23 protein-coding genes and 1 pseudogene are annotated in these 23,740 nt (G+C 45.6%); 12 read left to right on the forward strand and 12 right to left on the reverse strand.

Annotated features, from left to right (window positions below):
* The first annotated feature begins 60 nt into the window (after positions 1–60).
* Positions 61–1,005 (forward strand): hypothetical protein, encoded by a 945-nt coding sequence (locus ACLSU7_RS13775; RefSeq protein ID WP_413292472.1) that lies wholly within the window; start codon positions 61–63, stop codon positions 1,003–1,005.
* 54 nt (positions 1,006–1,059) lie between these two features.
* Here ACLSU7_RS13775 and ACLSU7_RS13780 read toward each other — a convergent pair whose 3' ends face one another.
* The 4 genes from ACLSU7_RS13780 to ACLSU7_RS13795 form a co-directional block, all read right to left on the reverse strand.
* Positions 1,060–1,257: a hypothetical protein gene (locus tag ACLSU7_RS13780; RefSeq protein ID WP_413292473.1), complete on the reverse strand. Its 198-nt coding sequence runs from the start codon at positions 1,255–1,257 to the stop codon at positions 1,060–1,062.
* A 1-nt stretch (position 1,258) separates the two neighbouring features.
* Positions 1,259–2,632 carry an HAD-IG family 5'-nucleotidase gene (locus ACLSU7_RS13785; protein ID WP_413292474.1) on the reverse strand — a complete coding sequence of 458 codons (1,374 nt, stop codon included), beginning with the start codon at positions 2,630–2,632 and terminating at the stop codon, positions 1,259–1,261.
* Positions 2,633–2,636: 4 nt separating this feature from the next.
* Positions 2,637–3,002 (reverse strand): rhodanese-like domain-containing protein, encoded by a 366-nt coding sequence (locus tag ACLSU7_RS13790; protein ID WP_413292475.1) that lies wholly within the window; start codon positions 3,000–3,002, stop codon positions 2,637–2,639.
* Between the two features lie 131 nt (positions 3,003–3,133).
* Positions 3,134–5,122: a M13 family metallopeptidase gene (locus ACLSU7_RS13795; RefSeq protein WP_413292476.1), complete on the reverse strand. Its 1,989-nt coding sequence runs from the start codon at positions 5,120–5,122 to the stop codon at positions 3,134–3,136.
* A 101-nt stretch (positions 5,123–5,223) separates the two neighbouring features.
* Between ACLSU7_RS13795 and ACLSU7_RS13800 the strand changes: the two genes are divergently transcribed.
* The 4 genes from ACLSU7_RS13800 (at position 5,224) to ACLSU7_RS13815 (ending at position 8,763) form a co-directional block, all read left to right on the forward strand.
* The gene (locus ACLSU7_RS13800; RefSeq protein ID WP_413292477.1) at positions 5,224–6,465 is read left to right on the forward strand and encodes a DEAD/DEAH box helicase; all 1,242 of its coding nucleotides are present in this window, start codon (positions 5,224–5,226) and stop codon (positions 6,463–6,465) included.
* A 265-nt stretch (positions 6,466–6,730) separates the two neighbouring features.
* Complete coding sequence (gene ribD / locus ACLSU7_RS13805) at positions 6,731–7,918, forward strand: bifunctional diaminohydroxyphosphoribosylaminopyrimidine deaminase/5-amino-6-(5-phosphoribosylamino)uracil reductase RibD (protein WP_413292478.1); 1,188 nt, start codon at positions 6,731–6,733, stop codon at positions 7,916–7,918.
* An 8-nt stretch (positions 7,919–7,926) separates the two neighbouring features.
* The gene (locus ACLSU7_RS13810) at positions 7,927–8,322 is read left to right on the forward strand and encodes a PspC domain-containing protein (protein ID WP_413295421.1); all 396 of its coding nucleotides are present in this window, start codon (positions 7,927–7,929) and stop codon (positions 8,320–8,322) included.
* A 48-nt stretch (positions 8,323–8,370) separates the two neighbouring features.
* A complete protein-coding gene (locus tag ACLSU7_RS13815) occupies positions 8,371–8,763 on the forward strand; it encodes a hypothetical protein (RefSeq protein ID WP_413292479.1) in 393 nt (130 codons plus the stop codon).
* A gap of 136 nt (positions 8,764–8,899) precedes the next feature.
* On the opposite strand, the pseudogene ACLSU7_RS13820 reads toward ACLSU7_RS13815, so the two are convergent.
* The 4 genes and pseudogenes from ACLSU7_RS13820 to rfaD all read right to left on the reverse strand — a co-directional run.
* A pseudogene (locus tag ACLSU7_RS13820) lies at positions 8,900–9,136 on the reverse strand (DUF4337 family protein); the annotation flags it as partial.
* 72 nt (positions 9,137–9,208) lie between these two features.
* A complete protein-coding gene (locus ACLSU7_RS13825) occupies positions 9,209–9,994 on the reverse strand; it encodes an RNA methyltransferase (RefSeq protein WP_413292480.1) in 786 nt (261 codons plus the stop codon).
* Positions 9,995–11,797, reverse strand: coding sequence for an aromatic amino acid hydroxylase (locus ACLSU7_RS13830; protein WP_413292481.1), 1,803 nt, complete (start codon positions 11,795–11,797; stop codon positions 9,995–9,997).
* Positions 11,751–12,719, reverse strand: coding sequence for an ADP-glyceromanno-heptose 6-epimerase (rfaD, locus tag ACLSU7_RS13835; protein WP_413292482.1), 969 nt, complete (start codon positions 12,717–12,719; stop codon positions 11,751–11,753). Before rfaD ends, ACLSU7_RS13830 begins: the two co-directional genes overlap by 47 nt.
* A gap of 279 nt (positions 12,720–12,998) precedes the next feature.
* Between rfaD and ACLSU7_RS13840 the strand changes: the two genes are divergently transcribed.
* The gene (locus ACLSU7_RS13840) at positions 12,999–14,453 is read left to right on the forward strand and encodes a S41 family peptidase (protein WP_413292483.1); all 1,455 of its coding nucleotides are present in this window, start codon (positions 12,999–13,001) and stop codon (positions 14,451–14,453) included.
* Positions 14,453–15,097: an alpha/beta hydrolase gene (locus ACLSU7_RS13845; protein WP_413292484.1), complete on the forward strand. Its 645-nt coding sequence runs from the start codon at positions 14,453–14,455 to the stop codon at positions 15,095–15,097. The genes ACLSU7_RS13840 and ACLSU7_RS13845 overlap by 1 nt, the downstream gene beginning before the upstream one ends.
* A gap of 32 nt (positions 15,098–15,129) precedes the next feature.
* Here ACLSU7_RS13845 and ACLSU7_RS13850 read toward each other — a convergent pair whose 3' ends face one another.
* From ACLSU7_RS13850 to ACLSU7_RS13860, 3 genes are all read right to left on the reverse strand, one after another.
* Positions 15,130–15,648, reverse strand: a complete 519-nt coding sequence (locus ACLSU7_RS13850; protein WP_413292485.1) for a hypothetical protein — start codon at positions 15,646–15,648, stop codon at positions 15,130–15,132.
* Positions 15,649–15,650: 2 nt separating this feature from the next.
* Complete coding sequence (locus ACLSU7_RS13855) at positions 15,651–17,504, reverse strand: hypothetical protein (RefSeq protein WP_413292486.1); 1,854 nt, start codon at positions 17,502–17,504, stop codon at positions 15,651–15,653.
* A gap of 203 nt (positions 17,505–17,707) precedes the next feature.
* The gene (locus ACLSU7_RS13860; protein WP_413292487.1) at positions 17,708–18,877 is read right to left on the reverse strand and encodes a hypothetical protein; all 1,170 of its coding nucleotides are present in this window, start codon (positions 18,875–18,877) and stop codon (positions 17,708–17,710) included.
* Positions 18,878–18,944: 67 nt separating this feature from the next.
* On the opposite strand from ACLSU7_RS13860, the gene ACLSU7_RS13865 reads away from it, so the two are divergent.
* Both ACLSU7_RS13865 and ACLSU7_RS13870 read left to right on the forward strand, forming a co-directional pair.
* A complete protein-coding gene (locus ACLSU7_RS13865; RefSeq protein ID WP_413292488.1) occupies positions 18,945–19,712 on the forward strand; it encodes an exodeoxyribonuclease III in 768 nt (255 codons plus the stop codon).
* 12 nt (positions 19,713–19,724) lie between these two features.
* Positions 19,725–20,339 (forward strand): FxsA family protein, encoded by a 615-nt coding sequence (locus tag ACLSU7_RS13870; RefSeq protein ID WP_413292489.1) that lies wholly within the window; start codon positions 19,725–19,727, stop codon positions 20,337–20,339.
* A 78-nt stretch (positions 20,340–20,417) separates the two neighbouring features.
* Here the strand turns inward: ACLSU7_RS13870 and ACLSU7_RS13875 are convergent, their stop codons facing one another.
* The gene (locus ACLSU7_RS13875) at positions 20,418–21,680 is read right to left on the reverse strand and encodes a penicillin-binding transpeptidase domain-containing protein (protein ID WP_413292490.1); all 1,263 of its coding nucleotides are present in this window, start codon (positions 21,678–21,680) and stop codon (positions 20,418–20,420) included.
* A gap of 165 nt (positions 21,681–21,845) precedes the next feature.
* On the opposite strand from ACLSU7_RS13875, the gene ACLSU7_RS13880 reads away from it, so the two are divergent.
* From ACLSU7_RS13880 to ACLSU7_RS13890, 3 genes are all read left to right on the forward strand, one after another.
* Positions 21,846–22,454, forward strand: coding sequence for a TetR/AcrR family transcriptional regulator (locus ACLSU7_RS13880; RefSeq protein ID WP_181605370.1), 609 nt, complete (start codon positions 21,846–21,848; stop codon positions 22,452–22,454).
* Between the two features lie 91 nt (positions 22,455–22,545).
* On the forward strand, positions 22,546–22,893 hold the full coding sequence (locus tag ACLSU7_RS13885) for a hypothetical protein (protein WP_413292491.1): 348 nt from the start codon (positions 22,546–22,548) through the stop codon (positions 22,891–22,893).
* 385 nt (positions 22,894–23,278) lie between these two features.
* Positions 23,279–23,650, forward strand: coding sequence for a TraR/DksA family transcriptional regulator (locus ACLSU7_RS13890; protein ID WP_088615720.1), 372 nt, complete (start codon positions 23,279–23,281; stop codon positions 23,648–23,650).
* Positions 23,651–23,740 lie beyond the last annotated feature (90 nt).

A 23,740-nucleotide genomic window follows, 5' to 3' on the forward strand; every position in this document is an offset into this window, starting at 1 on the left:
CAATAAGGCAGGCATAGAGATTGTAAGCTCCTGGGTGTATAGAAAAACTGGGAGCTTATAATGAAGAGATTGGCTTTACCCGTTATCGGGGCCTTAATTTGCTTACAATTTACGGCAGGGTGTTTAGACACTGGACGCTCTAAATCAGGTGTTCGCGTTGCCCAAGGCACCATGAACGGCAAGACCGCCAAAGAAGCCAAGCGTATCGCTGAGCAAAGCGCCATTCAGGAAGTCGATTTCAATTTCCAAGATGACGATGCTTATCGCAACTATATCGATCCTGTCGTTTCAAATCTTAAGGTCAACGGTGACGACTCCATCGGATTTGTTAAGACCGTTACTTCCAGAAAATGGTCCGTTCTTTCCCTTTATAATAAAACGGCGCCTGCTGATGTCTTCTTTGTTCCGCGAGTAAAAGCTTCTCAGGATCCGAATGACAAATCCACTTTGGTATTGGCTTGGATTTCTCCGACGAAACTACAAATCGATAAATCGACTTACGAATCGTATTTAACACAGCAAAAGGGTGGCATTTTGATGAGATTCATCATGACCATCATGCGCCTGGAAACAAAAGGGCAGTTGGCGGCATATGCCACTCAAGCCCAGCTTGCAAATGCTCCATTGTCAGAAGAAATCGTCGAAGCTTTGAGCCAGGAGAATCAAGACCAGGACCAAGCGGAAGCCAACAAAATCGCCGCACAATCCGAAGCAGAAGCTGATGAAGGTGCATCCCAAGATAACACTGTTGCATCCATTGTTTCCGACAGCGGCAAGCGCAAGGGTGCACCCGTTGATAAATGTAAAGAAGAAACAGACAAGCAGCAGCTCCCAGAGTGCATAAAAAACCAAGAAGACCTGAACGAGAAAAGACGTAATGCCCTTTTGGATAAGACAGACATGGAAAATATTGAAAAGGCAGCAGACTACATGATTCAAAGCGGTCGCAACGCCAAGATCTCAGACATCAAAGCGAAATTGAAAGAGCTTACGATCATCAAATAAGGAATCTAAATCAAAGAATAAAAAAACCGGGTCCTAGAACCCGGTTTTTTATTTTTACTGATGTGAACTGTTTGGTTCAGTCGGTGGCGGAGGAGGTGGCAAATTCGTTGGGAACGTATTCGCCGGAGCTCCGCATGCTGCCGCATCAATCACTGGAGCCGTCTGGCAATGCACAGAACGTTTTCCCAGGCTAAAAGCAACGGCCGCTACAACAATCAAACCTAAAATCCAAAGTGCGTTTGTCTTATTCATATTAGTAAATCTCGTGGGCTAGTGGTCTACGTGGTGCACGGAAGTAAGTTCTTGGAGACAGCTCCAAAAGATCCGACAATTTTTCCATATATACGCAAGCATAACGGTCCAACTGATAAGCGAAATAGCTTTCCTCGTTACCCGCTCTCATCAACTGACCCCAGTTCGCATTGTACAGCGCCTGTTGTTTTTTGATGTGAGAACTGATCTGACCATCGATCTCTGAAATACTTTTTTGCAAAGTTTCGATTTGCGCTTCGTTCACGTCAGCCGCTTTTTCAATTTTACGAGTCATGATTTCAGTCAACTCGTCTTCAAACGGCTCTTTCTTTTTCATCAAAGTTTCAATTTCAGCGTTGATAGGCTCGGCTTGTCTGTTTTTTTCAACTTCAGAATCCAGCTCCTCGATCACCATCGCTGTTCTCCAGTTGCAATCCTTTTTCAAACGAAGGATGTCGCCGTAGATATGGTCACCGATGTAAAGGATATCATCACCGTTCAAATCAAGGTCGGCCGTAAACTTCTTGGCATTACCACCTTGGTAAATGCCCGGAGTCAGCTTGCCTTCCATGTTTGTCATGGAGCCGTCAGCTGGGTTCACGCGCAAGTACTTTTGGTTTTCGTAGAAGAACTTAGGCTTGGAAGCGAAAGTGATCGTGACTTCAAAAAGATCCTGCCATGATTTGAAATCCTTCAGGAACGGTTGAACCGCATAGTCCAAAAGCAATTTCGTGTAATGGAAATCCGAGTTCGTAAGAACAAAGATCTTTTTTCCGTGACGACGGAACTTTTCAAGGCCCGCAACCAATCCTGGATCTTTGATGATGTAATGATCCAAGTTCTTTTTAACTTCATCTTTCAAAGAACCGTCACGGTGAGCTTCATCCAAAGCATCCAAAACGTCGTCAGCAATCTGAACGTATTCTGGATATTTGTGAGCCGTGTCTGTGTCTTTCAACTCAACGATCTGACCGATCAAGTTCGCCAAAGAGATAGAGAACGAAGTATCGACAGCCAAATAGTCGGTGTTAGAAAGATCGATGTAAGTCGATTTATAAAGTTTTTGATGAGTTTTGAAATCCAATGGCTTCAAACCATGGTAGCTCGCACGGATCGCCGTGTAGCGGTTCAATTTCAAAAGATTTCCCATCTTACGGTCGATCACAAGTCCGCGGATCGCGAAGTTATAATCAAATGTCAGCTTGCGAAGAGTTTCCGGGTAACCACGTTTGACCAATTTATCGATCATCGTCGTGTGAGAAAGTCGTTCGAAGTTTTCGGAGTTATAGCGAACCAACGTATGGTCCATATCAACACCGATATAGCGAATCTTTTTAAGATTCAAGGTTCTGTTAACAAATACTTTTCCTGGCATATTCTTATCTTTCAACAGGCAGCTGCAGTTCATTCCAATGAAGCATACCGCCCAGCATATTAAACACGTGTGTGAATCCATTCATCTTTGCAAAAGCAGTGGCGCGAGCCGAACGGGCTCCGCTGCGACAGATGAAAACAATTGTTTGGTCTTTGGGAAGGTCTTCCAAATGATCTGGAAGAGTGTCGAGCACTAACAACTGAGAGCCTGGGACGTGGCCAAGCTCACCAGTGTATTCATCAGGCTGACGAACATCGATCATTTTTACTTTGGACATGTTTTGATGAAGTTCATTCGGAGCAATGTCGTGAACATCTTCAAAATTAGGATTTTCTGTTTTTGATGTGAAATCGTAAACCTTCACTGTCATCGTAAAAGCCCTCCTGGAGCCAAGACTTCTACAATATCAGCGTAAGGCGATACCTTCAAGGGATGCCCCCTGACATATGAGGAATTCTGAAGTTTTCCTCGACAAGGGGCGGTACCCGAAGTGCGTACAGCTTACCAGATTTGAACTCTCTCGGCCTCAGGCAGGGTCATTTTATCGCCTGGTTTGCATTGAAACGCCTCTGAGAAACCCGGCTGGTGTTTTACCTGTTCATTGATGCGTGCGATTCCGGAAGAGTGCGGGTCCGTCTTTCTTTGAAGTTTTTCAAAGTCAGGACGAGCCACCGTACACCACAAGCGTCCATAAGCGGTAAAGAAAGCCTTCTTATCTTCAAGGCTGCCTTTATTGCCCGGGAAGGCGGCGTTATAAGCGAACGTCAAGCCAACCAAGTCCGCCACGTTTTCACCTAAAGTCAGTTTACCATCGTGATCAATCTTGTTGAATTGATCCACCATGCGCTCGCCACGTTTCGAGAACTCTTCCAGGTCTTTATCTTTCATCCACTCTTTCAAGGCACCGGCAGAGTCAAATTTTGAACCTTTATCATCGATACCGTGGCCCAATTCGTGACCGATCACCGCGCCCACAGCACCCAGGTTTTCCGTGATGCTGCCGTCTTTGTTGTAGAACGGATATTGCAAAATACCGATCGGCAAAACAAACTTGTTTTCCGTTGGACTGTAGTATGCGTTCACCGTCAAAGGTCCCATGCCCCAAGCATCTTTATTATTTGGCTCCGTCAATTCATGAAGCATTTTGCTGTAACCCGCTTCGGCCAAAAGACGATCATTAACCATCATATCCGTTTGGGAGTAATGGCGCAGGGGAGTGAAATCCCATTCGCGGTCGTTATGTGGTTTCACCAATTGCAAACGAGCCGTTTTGATTTTTTTAATCGCTTCTTTCTTGGCATCTTTTGATAACCATTTATTGTTCTCTAAGCCTTCCAGAATGCTTGCGCGGATTTTCGTTCCGATTTCCTGAACTTTGGCTTCGTCAAAATTTGGGAATAGTTTTTCAATCAAAGCGGCATCAAGTTCCTTGTCGAAATTACCCATGATCTCTTCGGTGCAACGCTCTTGGCGAACCGGGCGAGTTTCAGGTCCACCGAAGTACTTTTTGTTAAAAGCAAAACGCTGTTCATAGAATTTCGGGTAACCATCATCCAAATACTGATACACGGATTTTCTTAAGGCGACGTCTTTCCAAACGGCCAGAGGGCGCTTGGCAATTTCTGCGTTCACAAATTCAGTTCCCTCAAACAAAGGCACTGAAACCAAGGCTGTTTTAGGAGCTTTCTTGAACAAAATATCCAGTTTTAAATTCGGATATTTTTTAACGACTTCTTCTTGAGTACTGATATGTCTTTCAGAGAATCGTTCGCGACGCTTAGCTGGAGTTGGGTAAACTTTCGCAAAATCTTTTTCAACTTCGATCACGGCTTTGGCGCGGTCTTCCGCTTTACCGTCTTTGCCTTTGGGATCGACGTTTTTAAAAAATGCCGTCAAAAGCTTTTGGTAGTCTTTCATCAATTCTGGTTGATCATAGTATTTTTGATCCGGAAGACCCATCAAGTTTCCAAAAAGGCCTACGTTCAATTTGTTTGAATCGTCTGGATCAGGATAACTCCACATGTTTGCCAAAGAGAATTGGCCACCTTTGGATTGTTGTTGGTTCAGGTACGTGACGAAGTCTTCCCAGGATTCCAGACCTTTCAAGGATTTTTGCACACGCTTCACTTCTTCTTTTTCAGCTTTCGCGCGCGCCTTAGGGTCCATGCACGACATATAGAAATTGCGAAGTTGTTCTGTGCGCTCGTTTAAGCCTTTGGCTTTAGGTAAATCAGCCATGAATTTTTTTTTGGTTTCCAAAAGTCTTTCTGCAGAATCGCTGAATGCAAAGTCATGATAGCTGCGATCGGGACGAAGCTTGAAAGATTCCTTCACGTTTGAGCAAACGTAACCTTCGAAATTCTCGCAAGGATTGATCGAAGTATTAACGGGGAATTCACGTTTTTCGGGGATTTCAGAAGATGGTTTCGCAGCGAATGAGAACTGAGCCGTTAGACTCGCTGCCATCAAAATCAACAAAGAGCGATTCATATGAGTCCTTTCAAATGATGCCTGAATATTTCATGACCCTTTGCCTTGAAAGGCAACACAATCTTGCTAATGCCTATACCTCGGTGGCATGATCCTTTTTTATGACAAAAAACTCTGTGGAACTCTCACCCGAACAAGCTGATGCTCTGGAACTTTTAAGGTCCGGAGAGAACGTTTTTTTGACGGGTGGAGCGGGCAGCGGCAAGAGTTTTTTAATTCGTCAGTTCATGCGGGAACTTGACCCAAAGGCTATGCCGATTTTGGCCAGCACCGGTGCTGCCGCAGTTCTATTGGGTGGCCGAACTTTCCATAGTTTTTTTGGTTTGGGTATTATGGAGGGTGGTCCTGACTCCACTTACCAACGCGCTTCCAAAGATAATAAATTAATGGCGCGACTTCGTAAGGTCGAGGGCGTGATCATCGATGAAATTTCGATGATTCCTGGACAAGCCCTGATGATCGCTGAAGCCCTTTCACAAAAAGCCCGCGAGTCCAGTCTGCCTTGGGGTGGAATGCGCATCATCGCGGTCGGCGATTTCGCTCAGCTTCCTCCCGTTACTCAAAATGGTCCGCGCGACTGGTGTTTTTTAAATCCCGTGTGGCAGCAAACTGGTTTTCAATCTGTGATGCTTTCCCATAACCAACGCGTTTCTGATAATTTATTTCTGGATGTGTTGAGTGATGTTCGTCACGGTTTGGTGACGGAGCGTGTGCGCGATTTTTTAAATGAGCATCTGCGTGACCATGATCAAGATGATCCTGGTACAAGACTCTTTCCTCGCAAAGCTGATGCGGATGATTTCAATCAGAAAAAATTAAGTGAGATCAACGAAGAAGAAGTCACCATCGATTCCATTTATTTTGGTTCGGAAAAACACGTCGACATTTTGATGAAGTCAGCTCCAGTGCCGGTGAAGCTGGTTTTGAAATTGGGTTGCCGGGTGATGTTCTTACAAAACGATCCGCAAAAACGTTGGGTGAATGGAACTCGAGGGGTGGTGACGGATATCGCAGCTGATGAAATCACGATCAAAAAAGATGGCGGCCGGGAAGTCACTGCCGACAAGGTTTCCTTTGCATTGCAAGATGCCGAGGGCAATGTCATGGCGCAGGTGATTCAGTTTCCATTGACCCTTGCCTATGCAACGACGATTCATAAAAGCCAAGGAGCAACTTTGGATGACTTGTGGTGTAACTTGAGTCGCCTGTGGGAGCCTGGGCAAGCTTATGTGGCGCTGTCCCGGTTAAAATCTGCTCAAGGTTTGCATCTGATTGGTTGGAATCCCAGATCCATTATCGTGGACCCAAAAGTTTTGGAATTTTACAAAAAACTAGAAGCTTAATAGATCCACATCAGGTCGCGTAACATACCGATAGCAAACAGAATTGCCAAAGAATTTACAACCATCATCACGTAATACCAGACGGAATCTTGTTTCTTTTTGGTTTTGCTACTCATGATGCTACTCCCCCCGATATAAATAAATATCGGTTAATTTTTATAAATTCTTTCGGGTTTATTTGTTAAAAATCGTTAAAATCCTGCGATTGAAATCGCCTCGTTTTGAGAATAAGCTGAGGTCCGCAAATTCAAGCGGGAGAAGCCCCATGGAACAAATTAGCAGTCTTACAACACCCGTTCGAGGAACGCCAATGACCGTCGATGCGGCTATGGCATTAGCCATTAGTGAGGCATACAAAGGCGGGCCCCGTGTAAGTCCTAATCCACTTGTAGGATGTGTTGTGTTGGATGCGCAGGGTGGCTTTATTTCTGCTGGCCATCACGAGTTTTACGGCGGTCCCCACGCGGAAGTGAATGCCGTAAAAAACCTCTCCCCCGAAGATCTTAAAGGCGCCCATGTCATCGTGACTTTGGAGCCCTGTGCTCACGAAGGCAAAACACCTTCCTGCGCAAAGATGCTCGCAAAACTTCCGATCAAGCGAGTGACGTTTGGTTTGATTGATCCAAATCCTCTAGTGGCAGGCCAAGGGGCCGAGATTCTGCGCCAAGTGGGAATCGAAGCAGATCTTTACGAAGCGGATGATTTGAAATTAGATCAAGAAATGCGCATCAAACTTGAAGAAGTCTGCGAAGCCTTTTTATGGAATTTTCGTCAGAAAAAAGTTTTTGTCGCTTTGAAAATGGCAAGCTCCCTGGATGGACAAGTGGCTCTTCGATCTGGTGAAAGCCAGTGGATCACGGGATCAGAATCGCGCGAGTACGTGCACTATCTGCGCGCTTGTTACGATGGTTTGTTGGTGGGTAAAGGTACCATTGAATTCGACAACCCTTCCCTCAACATTCGTCATCCCCAAGTTGAAAAGAAAAACAAAGTCGTTGTTATTGATGGTGAAGCCGATCTTTTAGAAAAGTATCCAGATTTAAAGGTTTCCTCGATGCATGATTCACAAAATGTGTTTTGGTGTGTGGCAGAGGAGTTGAAAGAAGACGTGCAAAAGAAAATGCAACGGCTGTCTAAAGTTCCGCAGGTGGTTTTTGTGAAAACCAAAGTCGGCGGAGATTTGGATTTGGAAGATCTTTTGGCTCAGCTTTACAAACTGGGATTCAGATCCATATTGGTCGAGGGTGGTGCTTTAACCGCCAGTAGTTTCGTGCAGAGTAGTTTGGTAAATCGGATTTATATGTTCCAAGCCCCGATCATCATGGGCAGTGGGGGTTCGAAATCTTGGACAGAAACAGTTCGCATCGAAACCATGAAGGATAAGATCTTTATTCAACATCCGAGTTATAAAACCTTCGGAAATGACTTTATGATCACGGGGAGAATTCAGTAATGGAGACTATGGCAGCCGGAGTTCCGACTTCTAAATATCGGTGGGTTCGAGCTTCTGATGGGGCCTTGGCCGGGGTTTGCAAAGGTCTGGCTCAGGCTTTTGAGATCGAAACATGGATGCTGCGCGTTATTTGGTTGGTTGCAATACTTTGGTTTGGCTCTGGGGTGCTTTTATATTTCACCCTATGGTATGCGCTGCCGCGCGTCGACAGACTGGACTATGCTCTAGATAGAAAGGTTCTAGGCGTCTGTGCTAGAATAGCTAAGAGATACGCGCTCGAGGTAGGCGTGGTAAGAACCACGGCTCTCCTCTTTTTGTACGTCACTTTCGGAGCTGCGATCTTGGTTTACGGGCTTTGCTACTTCTTGATTCCTGAAGGTCCTAAACCTGCAAAGTCGCCCTAAGGGCGCAGGAGTATTTTTAGATATATGGGTGATGACAGTAATAGGTCGATGGTAAGTTCCCTAAAAAATGAGTGGGCTTTATTTTGGGAAGCCTTCCACGGTGACGAAGAAGTCACTGAAGTAACCAAAAGCGCTTTTGAAAATGGAAAATTGGATGTTTTGAGTCTGAACCAGGTTCGTGAAATCACGAAAGCCTTGATCGAAGACAGAAAACGCATCAACCAAAAGCTTGAAACATTAACTAAAGAAATCGATTTAAACTCGGCAAAGCTAGAAAGCTTACGCCTGGTCGGAGCGGAAGAAACTGAAACCATGGGTCGCATTCACGAACTGAATGACATGGGTCAAGCCTTCGCAATCGCGCTCCAAAAACTGGATGAACAACTTCGCGCCGTACGCGACAAAGAAGTCGAAATTCAGGAAGAAGAAGCGGGTATTTAACCCGCTTTTTTTTTTTAGGTGCCAGGTCCTGTTTACGGGAGCGGCGCTCCCAGAAACAGGACCTGGCACCTTTTCTCAGAATCAATCCCAGCAATCCGGAACTTGATCCCATATAAAAGAAGAATTTTTTGCGAGTGAGTACGCCGATCGCTATGATCGCGATGGCCACTTGAAAGAACGTCACAGCCATTGCCAAGCGTTCGTGCTGGCGAAGCTTGAGTTCGCTGATTTCTTCCTTCTCTTTAGCGTCTTCCGAGATCTTTTCCTGATCCTCTTTGTACTTTTCGATTTTAGCTTTGATGGCCTCAACCTTAGCAGTATCACTTTGTTGAGCATTCATTTCCAAACGGAACTCTTGCAAAGCTAACGCCATCTGTTTCAAAAAACGCGAGTTCGCAGGGGCCTTTTGGGAAGCGGTGCACACGTAAACAGGACCTGGCACCTTTTAGCGTTCGCGGTTTTTAAATTCTTTCCATTCGCGGAGTTTGCGGATGGATTGTTGGAGGACGGTTTCTAGGATGACCAGTTCTTTTTTTGTCGGTGTGTTTTGTAAAAGCATACGGCGAAGGACGGTGAAGGCATTGATCTTGCGTTGTTTGCTCAAATCAAAACCCATTTCTTCGATCCATGTTTTCAACGTTTGCTCGGGATCGATGCCTTGAATGCCTTGAGGGGCGCGGCGTTTTTTACCACCATCAAGTTTCGTGCGGTTGCCACCCCATGCTTTGCGCAAAGAGAACATGCCCAGCAAAGTTGCCTGAGCCAGATTCAAACTCCAGTTTTCACCAAAAGTCGGCAAACAGGCACAGTGGTTTGCGAATTCCAGGTCTTCGCCAGCCAAACCCCAGTCTTCGGGACCGAAGATCAAGTGAACTGTGTAGGGTTCATCGGATTCATGCTGAAATTGGGGAGCATTGCTTTTTACGTCAGCTAGAACGTCATCGATGTCGCGAACTTGGCGACCTTTGCCATCACGAGCAGTGAAAGCAATTTTGATGCTTTCAGGCTCATTCGCCATGAACTCATCCCAAGATTGGTAAGTCGTGCGATTTTGCAGGCCTGTCTGACCTGTGGCTGCTGTCTGTTGAGCTTCGTAAGTCAATTCGCACTGAGGTGCGATCATGATCAATTTTTCAACGCCCATGTTGCTCATAGCACGAGAAGTGGCGCCGACGTTTCTCTCATAAATCGTGCGCACTAAAACAATGCGCACTTCGAAGGGACGTTTCATTTACAGATTTCCTGATAAAGCAATTCCGTCGTGGATAAGATTTTTAGTAGTTTCATCTTTGCCTGCCAAACCTTGAAGATCCTTTTCAAGTTTTGCCAGCAAAGCCGAGTTGCTTAAACGAGCTTTGGTCAATTCCAAAGCCTCCAGGCGAAGCAACCAATCTTGTGGGAAGTCCTTATCATGGTTTGATAAAAGTTCGGACAAAGATTTTTCAAGCTCTGCGCCTTGGATATTCTTTTCACGAAGTTCTCTTAAGCGGCCGTATTGAGTGTGCAGTTTAAGCTCTTCCGGCTGGTAATGGGGAGCTGGGACACGTTTTGCGACGAAGTCTTCGGTTTCCCCGTAAGCCTCGCGGTCGGCGGGTCCGCCAAAGACCGAAGTTACTTTAGCTCCCAAAGCCATATCGTACTGACCCCAGGAAGGATCAAACAAAATTCTGCCTTGAAATTCAGCCTTAGCATCGGTCAATGAAAGCAATAGAGTTTTGCCTTCAATAACGGTCATGCCTTTTACGGTTCCAGTGACGAAAACACCAGACGCAAATTCCATGCGAGATTTACTTCCAATCTCCACACCAATATCCGCCCATTCACTGCGAGTTAGATTGGATGGATCTTTTGCCGGGTAGTCTTTTAAAAATCCAACCGGAGTACCAAAGCCATGCGCATGGTAAGACTTGTCGTGACCTGGAAGTTGTTTGTCTTTGAATGAAAGTTGCGACGGTCCTTGTAGGCGAAGGTAAGCTACGTTTTGTGCGGAGTCCGTGATTGCTTCAATGATTTGACCAGAAATCTGAATACCAGAAGACAGTTCTGCAGAATTCACAGACTGAGCTTCAATCGCTTTATTCAAACCTTTCAGACCGCCCACGCGGAAAGCCATTTGATCAGCCATTTCATTCAAAACGCGCACCAAAGTTTTAAAATCAGGAGTCACAAACAATTGAGGTTGCTGTTCTGTGATATCGTAACCCTGCTTGATACACTCAACCGACAGAGGAATCTTTTTTACGTTCGGTTTGAGGCAAGCTTGTGATTCACCTTTGCTGGAAAGTAAACCTGCACCGAAAATTTTTGGATTATCCAAAGTTCCGATCAAACCGTACTCTGCCGTCCACCAATTCATGCGACCCAGTTCGGCTGCTTCGGAAACGTGTGTGGTATTTTTACTGACTGTTTCAAGTTTTAGCTCTGCCGCTTTGATTTGTTCAGCGGTGGATCCTGGATTCTCTTTTAAGTCAGAAAGTTCGCGAATCGCTTCGTACATATCGAGGTCTTCTTTGCTAAGGATCGCTTTTTTCGCAACCTGAGCATATTGACGAAGGTATTCAGCAAATTCTGGCTGAATCAAAATCGGCGCGTGTCCCGCTGCTTCGTGAACGATATCAGGTGCGGGAGTGTATAGAAGGTGGTCGATGCTTCTCATGTCAGAGGCGATAGGAAGAACGCCCAACGACTGCAATTCCATAAACGCTGCCGGTGGAATAAATCCACTGACAGGCAAAGCTCTCCAGCCGAACTCTTTCAGCTTGTTGCTGATTTCTTCGATGCGAGGAATGCGCTCAACGGAAATTCCTGTCTTGCTTAAACCTTCCACGTAACTTTCGTGGGCGTGTTTGGATAGATAGGATTTTAGCTGGCGCAGGATATAGCGCCAGACAGATTGATCGATCGGAGTGTACTTTTCATAGTGCTGCTCAACGACGTATTTTCTAAGATGCGGTGGTAAAAAGTCCGTCTCCATGACATTTGCTTTCTTATAACAAAGGGTCTTCTTTGCTGAGGTAATTCTTAACGTAATCATCCACAGCTTTTTCCAAAGGCCATTTCGGAGCGCTCATTCCTGATTTGCTCCACTTATCCGTTTTCGCTTCGGTGAAATATTGATACTGGCCACGGATATTTTCAGGCATTTCGATCCAGTTTATTTTCATCTCTTTACCCATCGCTGTGAAGGTGGCTTTTGCCAAATCCAACCAGGTACGAGGTTTGCCGAAACCCATGTTGTAGATGCCGTTAGTTGGTTTTTTCTCCATCAACTCGGCCATCCAACCCGTTACGTCTTTGACGTAAACGAAGTCGCGCATGAATTCGCCATCTTTGTATTCAGGGTTTGCAGATTTAAATAATCCCAAAGCGCCGGTTTGTTTGATTTGGTTGTACGCTTTGAAAACGATGCTCGCCATGCCTTCTTTTTCGTATTCATTGGGACCGAACACATTAAAGAATTTAAGACCGTACCAATGAGTCGGAGTTTGCGTTTGCTTTAAAGCCCAACGGTCAAACAACACTTTTGATTCGCCATACAGGTTCAAGGGTTTTAGTTTTTCAGGATCAGTCGTATCGTCAAAACCCAACTCGCCCGCACCATAAGTTGCTGCGCTGGAAGCGTAGATCATACTTTTTTGGTTTTTCGTACACCATTCAAAAATGCGTTGGGTGTAATTGGTGTTGTTTTCCCAAAGGAAGTCCTTGTTGGTTTCCGTTGTCGAAGAACAAGCGCCCATGTGGATGATCCAAGTGACTTTCTTTTTCGCCTCATCGGTTTCAAGGAAAGACCACAGATCATCTTTCTTCAAAAATTTGCTGTAAACGCGCTTGCGAAGAAGGTTGCGTTTTTGAAGGTCGACCGTATCCACGGCGATGATATCAGAGAACCCTTTTTCGTTGAGTTGCCATACCATCACGCTGCCAATAAAACCGTTTGCACCAGTTACAATAATCATAGTGAATTCACCCTATTACACCCCTTTGGGATACACAAGAAAAAGCCCTTGTGGAAGCTCTGTCCAAACCTGCAAATAGTTCAAAAATAGAGCCGTAAAATGCAACCAATTGGAGCTGGGGCGGCATGGACGTTGCTTTGGTGAATCCCATTCGTACCTGTCGGGAGGCATGGGGTGTTATTGAGCTCAAGTCGATTTTTCTTAGCATCATTGAGTGTGGCGGTCCTTGGGGGGAGCCTTCTATGGACGCGTCATCACCGTGCTTCCACCGTCCCGGCAGTGAAGTCTACTGATAGCTATTGGGCCGATACGGGCCTAGAGCCAAGAGCCTTAGAAGACCTTTTGGATTCCACGACATGCTCCAGTTCTGAACGCTATTTCCTGGCGTGTGCCAATGCTATTATCGCCGTGGCCAACCGTTACAACGTGACCGTCGATCAAAAAGGCAATGTGCTACCTGCTCACGATGGCTTTATTCAGGATCTTTCCACAGAAAAGAAGCAACTCGCAGTCTGGAAACAGTTCTTTAACGAGAACACTGCTGAAGCAACCCGCTTTTCGTTCATCAAAGTTTGGGAAACGATTGAAGCGAAACATATTTCAGCTGCACAAAAATCTTTGATGGTGGGTGTAGGCCTTAATGGCTTTATTTCTGTATTCCGTGATCCCCATACTTATTTGATGCCAGTGGCGATGTTTAAAGAAGTCGTTTCCCGCGCAGATAACAGAATGACAACGGCAGGTGTGCAAGTTGGCCGCTTAAATGGCAACTATGCGATCCGCAAAGTATTGGCAGGCAGTGCGGCCGACCGTGCTGGCCTTAAGCGTGGCGATATTCTGTTAGAAATTGATGGCAAGCCCGTTCATCCCTTGTTGCAAGCTCGTGTGATGGAAATGTTAAAGGGCGAGGAAGGTACGAAAGTATCCTTGCTGGTTTCCCGCGATGGCGAAACAATTCGTAAAAAATTGGAGCGCACGGAAATTGTCATTTCTACTCTAACCACTCAAGTGATCGAGGGGATCAAACCGATCGCGGTGATTGGTTTAAATAAATTTGCTAAAGGTTCCTGCGATAAAATGAAGGAAGCCTTGGACGTCGTGAACAAAGCCCACGTGCGTGGTTTGTTGTTCGATTTGCGTGATAATCCGGGCGGGCAAATGGAAGAAGCCGCTTGTATCGCAAGCCTGTTCGTAGGTGGCGATAAAAAGATCTTCGACATTCGTTATTTGGATCCTTCTAAAAAAGCAGAAGAGTATTTCGGTGGGGAGCCTAAGGTTTTTGATAAACCCGTGGCTGTCCTGATTAACGCCGGATCAGCCAGTGCGGCAGAGATCGTGGCCGGGGCTTTGCGCGATTTGAATCGTGCGATTTTGGTGGGTGAAAGAACCTTCGGGAAGGGTTCTTTCCAAGAGGGCGAGTACTGGACTCAAAATAAAAAAATCGCTTTGTTTGAAACTAAAGGATTTTATTACCTGCCATCGGGTCGTTCGCCACAAATGAAGGGCTTGTCTCCTGATGTGGCCGTGAACTTTGATCAGATTTCTGTGGATCGTGAAGAAGATCAATTCGTGAATCCATTGATGGCTCCGGAGCGCCATGTGCGTTCGTTGAAAAATCTCATTTCCAGCAAGGACTGCTTGGATACAGAAGACGGTGCGGTGAACGAAGACGTTCAGTTAAAGAAAGCCCGTCAGATTTTGTTCTGTTCTAAAGCGATTGCTGGGGTGAATTAATGATTACTACTGATTTGTTTAAGCATAAGTTTATTCCTGCCAAAAAGAAGTCTGAATATCTGATGATCGTTTTGCATGGTCGCGGCGATAGCATTCGTCCCTTTCGTCAGTTTGATGAGGAATTAAACATCCCGGAAATGAACTACCTGTTGTTGAATGCTCCTCGCAAATTTATGACGGGATATACGTGGTACGGCGAACCTCCGTATCAAGCAAACGGTGTTCTGAAAATCCGCGAAAAGCTTTTCACTCTGTTGAATGAACTGGAAAATCAGGGATGGAAGAGCCAAAACATTTTCTTTTTTGGTTTTTCTCAAGGCTGCCTGATCAGTGCCGATATCGGATTGAACTATCCAAAACAATTGGGTGGTGTGGTCGGTATCAGCGGATACTTTAACTTCTATCCTCGCTGGAAAAACAACTTGGCGGTGGATTCTAAGAAAACGCCTTGGATGTTCACCCACGGTCATGCGGATGATATTTTGCCTTTGCCAGAAACTAAGTATGGTGTTGAGAAATTGAAATCTGCGGGACTTAAAGTGGAATGGGTGGAGATGGAAAAGAAACACACCCTGGAAGTCGAAGAGTATCCCGTGATTAGAAAATGGGTCCGTTCTCAATTGTCGTCATTAGCTAAAAATTAATTAAAAAGGGCTCGTTAAGAGCCCTTTTCTTTTTAAGGGATTTGTTCCATTCCCGAGTTGATGCCTTTGAAAACTTCTGTCAAAGCGTTTTCGTAAGCGGCGCCGATGTCTGCGCCGACTTTTCTGCCGAATGATTTAAACTCCATGCAGCTGTATGCTGAAGCATTGGCTTTGCCTTTTTTAGGGATGTCCAAGCTTCCCACCAATTGCACGCAACCTTCTTGGAATTCTGCAGTTTTATAATCTTGAATCGTTAAAGTCAGAGCATTGGGTGCGCCAGCTTTAAGTTCGATATTTTGACGTCCCAAGGCCAATGTTAGCGCGCGAGTGATCTCAGCTTTGATTTCAGCAGAATACTGTCTGAACTCAGGAGCGCGGTTGTCCAGGATGTTCAAAGACATCGCTTTTGGATTTAATTTGCTCATTGGTGGAATAGTGATGTTGGAAGATTCAAGACGTGGAGAGTCCTTGATCGTGCCTTTGCTTAGAGCGCAGCCGGAAAGAGTGAACAGACCTGCTGTCAACGCCAAGACAATAAACTTTGCTGTCATACTTAGATGCTTTCTTTGTTTTCTTCTACAAGACTGAGAAGTTTTGCGTAAAGATCCATCTTCACTGCCGCAGTTTTTTCTTTTTCTTTGTAAAAACGGCTGACAGGGGTTTCAGGAACTCCACTGTTTTCAAAAACCAGACGGTCAATGATTCGTTGAATTTGAGTCATTGAGAGTCCGCGCTTCTTCTCATTGATAATCGCATCCACCATTTCAATCAAGGCATTTCCCGTGATGCGTTTGTCTGAATTCAAAACTTCTGCTCTGTCGCAGATGCCTTTTAGGATTTGTTCTGGTTTGTTTTTGCCCGCAGCGACCGTTACCAGTTCGCGATATGCCGCCTGGAACGCCTGAATATGACGACGATGTTTTTCACTTAAGCGTGCGTCACGGGTTTTCGCAAAGCTGGAAAGAATTTGCTTAAAGAATTCGCTATCCAACATAAAGCGTTTTTCAAATGGCATAGGACTCTTTGCCAAATGGTGCGGATACTCGCGCATAATATTGCGCACGTTGAATAAAGCCGCATGGTTGACACCATCTGCCACTTTTTCAGTCGTTCCGCTGATTTTAGCTCTTTCAAAGTAAGAAAACTCTTTGTCGTATTTTTCGAACAGGCCTTTTTGAGCCAGAATGTTTTCACGTTGGGTTTCATTAAATCCCATGCGATACAGAATACGATTCGCGCGGCATTTATCAAATTGCTTGTTAAACTGTTCGATAACCGCGTGATTTGCAAAAGCACGCAATGATTTTTTGCGACCTGTTTGCAAGTAATCCACCATTTGTGCAAAAACCTGCACGATCAGACGCGCCTTTGATTTTTGCTCATTCAAATTTGTCGAGAATCTTTCAACGTCATCGTAGCGATATTTATCGTGACGAATGCCGAATTGGCGAACACTGCCGTAATCGATAATCCCTGCATCGGCCAGGACGTTATCGCCGTCCCAATCAAGCCATGCAAAGATATAATCTGTATCAAGTTGTGCTGTGAACTCTGCAAAAGCAGTGCAGACACAAGATAAAAGCTCATCATACTTGGCATTACCGCGGGCTTTGATCGGCCATGCTTTGTTGGCAACCTGACGATCAATAAAATAGTCCGTTGCAGCTTTGAGTTCTTGAATGCGTTCTTGTTTTAAATAAAGGAATAAATGAGCAGGGCGGATCAAGTTTGGAGCGGCACGAACACCGATCCCATAACCTTTACCCAGGTCGACGATGCATAGAACACGTTCAGTACGGATGCCTTGCAAGTGCATCACTTCAGCTAAGATCGAAGCGCCAAAGAGCTCATCAATTTCCGCCAGTCCGCAACCATAGCCAAACTCAGTTCCACCGGTTTTCAGGGGACGTTGAGCTTGCACAGATCCCGGTGATAAGCGAGTCACACCCGTCCCGCGACTGGAAACATCCCAGGTCATTCCGCGGTTATAAACCGTTCCGTTCCAAATACCTCGACCATCACCAGAAGTTTTTCCCTGCTTGTTGGCGTGTTGCAATTGCAGATAGCGAGTGGCCATGTATTTATGAGGACGGATCGTTGAAGGATCGATACGGCGGCTGTTCAGCTCATCGTATTCGTTAATGATTTGAATAGAAAATGTCTCGATCAGTTTATCTTCCAATTCATCTGTCATCGTTTCCGGATGATCAGGGGGAATCAAACCCATTTCTTTTGCGAGGATGAAATTGAAGTAGGCGATTTTTCCCGTATTTAGTTGGCGAACTCGATAAGCGATGAAGCCGTCTTGAACTGCTTCCATCCACGGATGCACACCATTGAGTTGATCAAATGAGGAATAGAAACTTTCCTGAGCTAACTTTTTAGCGCCATTGTGCTTAACCGTCATGTACTTCCACACTCCTTGCGGAAAATGAGACACACTAGAAAAAGGCCCTACTAGCCTTACTTAAATATTAAGCCCTAAAAAGAGTAAAAGTCCTACTGGACTAGACAGAAAAGTCCTTAGTCCAAAACTAAAGTTTGGTTTATTGGAATTGGCCAGCAGAGTGTCTAAGGGTGAGACTCCCTGGGGAGACACAAGGTGGGAGCCTATTTGAAGACAGCGCCGGCAAATCCGCCGTACGGGGTGCGCAAATTAGTGACTTGGCCCTGGTAAAGACGAGCTAGTACCATCTGCAGGCGTCCCTGATATGCGTAACAGCGAAGATCGTATTTGAAGTTCTGAGAGCCCTCAGGGGTTTCAAACGGAATTTCCGGAGCGGGAACGTATTCCATGGCAATCGTCGCGCTCGACAAAAGATCTTCGAAGGCTTTACGAGACATGGAGTGCCCACGATAGCTTTGTTTCGAGCCATAGGCATTCTTGGGTTTAAAGAATAGTTTTTTACGCATGGACCAGATTTCATCGGCATTGGTCGTTGTCAGATCATAGGATACCGGCACCGCATTTCGCAGAATTTGAATTTGCTCTGCTGTCATGCCGTGGGCCTCAAGGAAACCAGGTTGGCTCCATTCAATCAAACGCTGCTTATCCGCAAGAAGCAGATACTCGTAAGGATTTGGTGATAGACACACGTCGCCGCTGACAAATTTGTCTTTTAAAACCTGACTGGATTCTTCTGATAAAAAGAAATCCGTGTAGCGATTGTAAATAAACTGCGGATCAAAATTGTTAAAGATCTCGCGATAATCCACAATGCGCGAATCCCAACCCCAGGACTTGAATAGTTCGTTATAGACCAGAAACTCAGCAAACAATCTTTGCTCGGAAGGTTTTTCATCCGTAATGGCTACGCGCATGGGTCCCGTGCCTACAGATTGTCCCTGCAATTTCATTTCATTCAAAATGTCACTGCGAACTTCATCCCAGGTGAAATCAGAAACGGGCAGGGGGAGCTCCAAAGTTTTATACATCTCATGACCCAATGCCAGAAAGGAGGCATTGGTATTTACTTCGATCAACTTTAACTGCTGATTTTCATCCAGGTGAAAATCATAGCTCATCATGATCGATTTATTGCCGGGATCTTTGAAGCCCTTAAGTGCTGCAAGATCGCGGTAGTGGCTTTTGTAGGAGTCCTTTTCGCGCAAGGTAAAGAACGTGGAAACGATTTGTTGCGCCTGTTCTAAAACCGACTTGGGAAGTTCAACATGGAAGGGCGAAAGCAAGTTCTCGGCAACAAGACCCTCCAGCTGCTCTGTATTGAGCCCCGGGAAAGATTTTTTAAGTTGCGCGATGAATTTTGTCTTTAAGCTCACCTTAACTCCTGCTAAAACTGCCTGCATTCATAGATAGCGGTTTGTGAGTGAAAAACAAGGAGAAACTGTGAAAATCATCTCTTGGAATGTGAATGGGATCCGTGCCTGCCATAAGAAGGGCTTGGTGGATTTCGTGAAGCGTGAAAATCCAGATATCTTTTGTGTTCAAGAGACCAAAGCTCACATCGATCAAGTTGAGGTGGAGGCGCGTCAGTTGCACCGTCCCCATGCTTACTGGTCTTCTGCGGTTAAAAAAGGATATTCAGGAGTCGCAACTTTTTTGATCAATGAACCCAAAGATGTGAAACATGGAATTGGGATTCAAGCCTATGATTCTGAAGGTCGTATTGTCATCACTGAGCATCCGCATTTTGATCTGTACAATATTTATTTTCCAAACGGTGGTTCGGGGGATGAACGCCATGGCTTTAAACAGCAGTTTTTGAAAGATTTGAACGAGCATCTGAAAGAAAAACTGGCGACTGGCAAACAGATTGTCGTCGTGGGTGACTATAACGTGGCTCGCGATGATATTGATGTCTTTGATCCTATTCGTTTAAGCAAAGTCAGCGGCTTTTTGCCTGAAGAGCGTGCCTGGTTTGATTCGTTCCTGGATTTGGGTTTCATCGATACGTTTCGTTACTTTAAACCGAACGAAGAGCATCGTTATTCCTGGTGGTCTTATTATGACTTTGCTCGCGACAGAAACAGTGGCTGGCGCATTGACTACATCTGTATTTCGCGCGGTCTTGAAAAACATTTGGTTTCTGCAGATATCTTGGATCAAGTTGAAGGTTCTGACCACTGCCCCGTGGTTGCAACTTTGGAATTTTAAAAAGGACGTTATATGTTCGTAGTTCCTCTGCCCTGGGTGCTTGCTGAAATTATTATTTTCTTTTCGGTTGTGCGTATCGCAGGATTCTTCAACACCATGTTGATTTACTTTGTGCCATGCCTGCTGGGAATTTTGATCGTGAACACTGTGGGCCGTATGGCCATGATGAGTTTGCAAAGCACTGTGTCCCGCGGGCAGTTGCCAGCGAATAAGCTTTTGCATTCAGGCGCGGTTTTCATTTCTGGTTTATGTTTCCTGGTTCCGTCTGCATTCACTCGCATCGCGGGTATTTTCCTTTTGCTTCCGGGTTTCCGTCATTTGATCGTGTGGAGATTTAAACTTTACATGGCGAAAAAGATGGCCAGTGGGACTGCGCGCGTCTTTAACTTCGGCGGTGGCGGTCCCTTTGGTTTCGGTGGCTTTGGTGGTATGGGCAGCATGGGTGGCGGTGGTCCCCAAGCTGGTGGTGGCCCGGGTGGTTTTAAATACTACGAATTCCGCAATGACGGCTCAGGCTTCAGAGACATGAACGAAGAGCCTCCCCAAGAGCGCGAACTCACGAACGTCGAAGTCTTGGACGTCACACCAATCGAAATCACTCATCAAGAAAAGAAAAAAGACGAGTAGGCGGACACACTATCTCCAAATAAAAAAGGCAGGAGATGATCCTGCCTTTTTTATTTTGTGGAGAAAGTAAGGCCGTACCTAGTTTTCTACGGAGGTGATGCTGCGTTTTGCTTGTTGAGCGGCGATCACTGGAGCAAAGTATTTTTTAAACATGCTTTGACCCAAGTGCGCGGATTTAACTGTCCAGAACTTCTTGTTCACAGTGATCGCAGCGACTGCGATCTTTCTGTTTTCTTCCAGAGCGTAACCTACGAACCAATCAACGCGCCCTTTAGGGTTGTCGCCAGTCAAGTGACCTGTCTTACCGCCCATTTCGATTTCTTTAAACTTGCGATCTTTTGTGATCGGACGGAAAGAACGGCGAGATGTCCCTGCGATAACTGTTTGTTCCATCAACTCACGCACTTTCAAAGCGGACTCTTTAGACATCGTCTCGCCTTTGTGCATAGTTTGACCTTGGTAAACTGTTTTGCCTTCTTTGTCTTGCATCGAATTTACGATGTAAGGAACAACGACTTTACCATCGTTCGCAACCGAAGCCGCGATCATCGCACCTTGAACAGGGCTCATGCGATTCATTTTGTTGTAACCAGAAGCTGCTTCAGCCATTTCAAAACCTTTACCCGGTGGGATGTAGGCAACGCCCATATCCACGGGGAAGTCAGCAGCGATCTCTTGATTGAACATGAAACGGTTCGAGTACTCGTTCAAATCTTCGGGGTGAAGATTTTCGATACTCAAACGACCGAACGCTGTATTGATCGAACGGGCGAAAGCGTCTTTCAACGAAATCACATTCGTCCAACGAGTTACGCGGTCCGATAAAACATTCTTTTTGTATAGAGTATATGCTCCACCATTGTAGTGGATTTTGTGGGAAGGTTCGACACCGGCTTTATCAACTGCAGCTGTCGCTGTCACAACTTTGAAAACCGAAGCGGCCGGGAAAGTCGCTTGCAGGTTCAAGTTGTTTCCAGTTGGGTTGTCGCGTTGGAAACTCGACATCGCCAACACTTCGCCAGTAGTGGCATCGATCATAAAGATCGCGCCGTAGTCAGGTTTGTAGGATTTCAATAGGCGATCTGCTTCTTGTTGTAGAGACGAATCGATCGTGTAGTTGACCGCGAACTGTTCGTCGTGACCATCCCATTGCACATTCATCTTAGAAGGCAATTCGTTGTTTTTGATCTTGTCGTTCAATGCTTTTGCAATTTGAGAACGCTGTTCGATCTGGGATTGAAGTTGTTTTTCGGCTTGGGCTTCTGGAGTGCTGGCTTTAGTGAAGCCGACAAGAGAGTAAATTGCTACTCCGCAAACGCTCGAAAATATGAATAGTTTCAATAAATTAGGTTTTCTTGTAGATCGCATATCTTTTAAGCGTAACACCAGTAAATTGGCAGTTTCAAGGCCATTCTCGAAAGAAGTCACGGCAAACTGGCTCAGAGTGCGACTTTTAAGGGTTTACGACGTGACTCCCTTGTTAAATTGGACTAAAGACTTAATACCATGAAGACTAAAGAACGCATCCTTCTCACATCCATCGATCTCTTTAATCGCAGTGGCGTTGTCGCCGTGACAACGAATCACATCGCAAAGGCGATGGATATCAGCCCGGGAAACCTCTATTTCCACTATGACAACAAAGAAGAAATCCTGGTTGAGTTGTTCAAACGCATGGCTAAGGAAACATACGATGTATGGCGTCCTCGTCGCGTAAAAAAAGTCAGTCCACAAGAATTCATCAACGATAATTTCGATCTTTACTGGCGCTATCGTTTCTTTCACCGCGAAATGTATGCTCTCCGTCGTAAGGACGTCGAGCTTGCTAAGATGTGGCGCACGCACATTCAAAAAATGATGAAGCTGATGGTGATCTTGTACCGTCAGTGGGTGCGTGAAGGCAAAATGGTGAAGATTGATGACGTTCACGAGATGCAATACGTAGCGGAATCTTTGCTGGCAATGTCCACGACATTCCTGCAGTTCTTTGAGTCTGCGGAACGCCAGCCGGGCCGTCGTACCATCGAGCGCGGTAAGCGCCATGTGACGCGTTTGTTAGCCCCTTACACAGCTGGCGACACAAAAGACGAGTTTGAAAAAATTCTCAAATCCTAGCCTGAAATGTCACCTCTTCCCGCTATAAAATCGAGTAGGGGGTGGCAGGGGGATTGCTTAGAAAAGACCTATCTGAACGAAAGGTCTCTCCATGAAAGCACTGATTTTAGCCTGCACGATTCTTATTGCGACGACAGCGGCATCTGCTTCCACCGATAACTGTAAAGCTCTGAAAGCAGAGCTTCAGTCCATGAGAGACGCTCAATCCCAAATCATGAATAGCCTGGTCAGCAACCATGAGACGTTTGCTTCCACTTTGGAAGAGTACTCTGACAATCTGGTAGTGGCTTCTGGCGAGACTTCCAAGAAGTCTATAACTAAAGAAATGAAAGCCTCTGCGAAAGCTTTCCGCACGCGCGGGGTTCAAGGCAAGCGCATGTCTGATAAGCTTCAAGAGGCAACTAGCGACCTCCTTACTCGCGTAGCCGAGTGTCTGTAAGCAGTCTCGGGGGAGATTGCCTATAAAGGGGTTCTGAAGGCGACCGAAGTCTAGTAGGTCGCCTTTTGTTTATCTGTCTGTTTACCTTCGTTTGTCCTAATCTGAGATTAACTAGCTTCTAAGGGCCCGTCTGTTTTCTTTATACTCCCCCGGGTGTATAATATTAACGCCCTGCAGGATGTGAAAGAAGATGTCATAAGGCCCGATTTTTCGGGTATTTAGCATAGTCGCATCATTGTCCACAAACATTGAAATATTAGTATTATCAATGACTTGGAAAGCTGTAAGGTGATGTAAGATTTTATGCTTGCAAAAAATACAGGGCTGGAACTTAATAGTTCAGTTCCAAATTGGCACTCAAGCTCGAAGGAACGAGGGGGGCAGTATGGCTATCTCTGAAAAGTTGGTCGGCGAATGCAGACAAAGACTTTTGCAATCGAAGCAAGATATCCTCAATAGAGTGAAGGAAGCACGATTGAATTTGGACCAGAACGAGGAAAAGGGCGGCGACGAAGGCGATCAAACAGTTCGCGTTCTTGCTGAACAAGAATTCCTAAGCATGCACGAAAGACTTCGTTCACAGCTTATGGAAATCGAATCGGCTCTGGCACGTATCGAAAACGGTTCTTTCGGTTTCTGCGAAGAAACTGAAGAGGAAATTGAGCCAGAACGTCTGCGCGCAATTCCTTGGACTCGTCTAAGCATCGAAGGTGCTGAAATTCGCGAGTCAGTGAACAAACGCTACGCTCGCGGCTAACGGATTAGCAAGAGCTACAAAATTAAATATTAAGACAGCTTTGACTGTGTCGGAGTTGTCGTGTCTCGAGGGGATTGAAGAGGAATTGGA

The organism is Bdellovibrio sp. HCB185ZH, from assembly GCF_047302455.1.
Taxonomy (GTDB): Bacteria; Bdellovibrionota; Bdellovibrionia; order Bdellovibrionales; family Bdellovibrionaceae; genus Bdellovibrio.

Excerpts from the sequence above, each read along its gene's own strand:
- ACLSU7_RS13775 (WP_413292472.1), top strand. The coding sequence starts at position 61 with ATGAAGAGATTGGCTTTACCCGTTATCGGGGCCTTAATTTGCTTACAA.
- ACLSU7_RS13780 (WP_413292473.1), bottom strand. The coding sequence starts at position 1,257 with ATGAATAAGACAAACGCACTTTGGATTTTAGGTTTGATTGTTGTAGCG.
- ACLSU7_RS13785 (WP_413292474.1), bottom strand. The coding sequence starts at position 2,632 with ATGCCAGGAAAAGTATTTGTTAACAGAACCTTGAATCTTAAAAAGATT.
- ACLSU7_RS13790 (WP_413292475.1), bottom strand. The coding sequence starts at position 3,002 with ATGACAGTGAAGGTTTACGATTTCACATCAAAAACAGAAAATCCTAAT.
- ACLSU7_RS13795 (WP_413292476.1), bottom strand. The coding sequence starts at position 5,122 with ATGAATCGCTCTTTGTTGATTTTGATGGCAGCGAGTCTAACGGCTCAG.
- ACLSU7_RS13800 (WP_413292477.1), top strand. The coding sequence starts at position 5,224 with ATGACAAAAAACTCTGTGGAACTCTCACCCGAACAAGCTGATGCTCTG.
- ribD (WP_413292478.1), top strand. The coding sequence starts at position 6,731 with ATGGAACAAATTAGCAGTCTTACAACACCCGTTCGAGGAACGCCAATG.
- ACLSU7_RS13810 (WP_413295421.1), top strand. The coding sequence starts at position 7,927 with ATGGCAGCCGGAGTTCCGACTTCTAAATATCGGTGGGTTCGAGCTTCT.
- ACLSU7_RS13815 (WP_413292479.1), top strand. The coding sequence starts at position 8,371 with ATGGTAAGTTCCCTAAAAAATGAGTGGGCTTTATTTTGGGAAGCCTTC.
- ACLSU7_RS13825 (WP_413292480.1), bottom strand. The coding sequence starts at position 9,994 with ATGAAACGTCCCTTCGAAGTGCGCATTGTTTTAGTGCGCACGATTTAT.
- ACLSU7_RS13830 (WP_413292481.1), bottom strand. The coding sequence starts at position 11,797 with ATGATTACGTTAAGAATTACCTCAGCAAAGAAGACCCTTTGTTATAAG.
- rfaD (WP_413292482.1), bottom strand. The coding sequence starts at position 12,719 with ATGATTATTGTAACTGGTGCAAACGGTTTTATTGGCAGCGTGATGGTA.
- ACLSU7_RS13845 (WP_413292484.1), top strand. The coding sequence starts at position 14,453 with ATGATTACTACTGATTTGTTTAAGCATAAGTTTATTCCTGCCAAAAAG.
- ACLSU7_RS13850 (WP_413292485.1), bottom strand. The coding sequence starts at position 15,648 with ATGACAGCAAAGTTTATTGTCTTGGCGTTGACAGCAGGTCTGTTCACT.
- ACLSU7_RS13855 (WP_413292486.1), bottom strand. The coding sequence starts at position 17,504 with ATGACGGTTAAGCACAATGGCGCTAAAAAGTTAGCTCAGGAAAGTTTC.
- ACLSU7_RS13870 (WP_413292489.1), top strand. The coding sequence starts at position 19,725 with ATGTTCGTAGTTCCTCTGCCCTGGGTGCTTGCTGAAATTATTATTTTC.
- ACLSU7_RS13880 (WP_181605370.1), top strand. The coding sequence starts at position 21,846 with ATGAAGACTAAAGAACGCATCCTTCTCACATCCATCGATCTCTTTAAT.
- ACLSU7_RS13885 (WP_413292491.1), top strand. The coding sequence starts at position 22,546 with ATGAAAGCACTGATTTTAGCCTGCACGATTCTTATTGCGACGACAGCG.
- ACLSU7_RS13890 (WP_088615720.1), top strand. The coding sequence starts at position 23,279 with ATGGCTATCTCTGAAAAGTTGGTCGGCGAATGCAGACAAAGACTTTTG.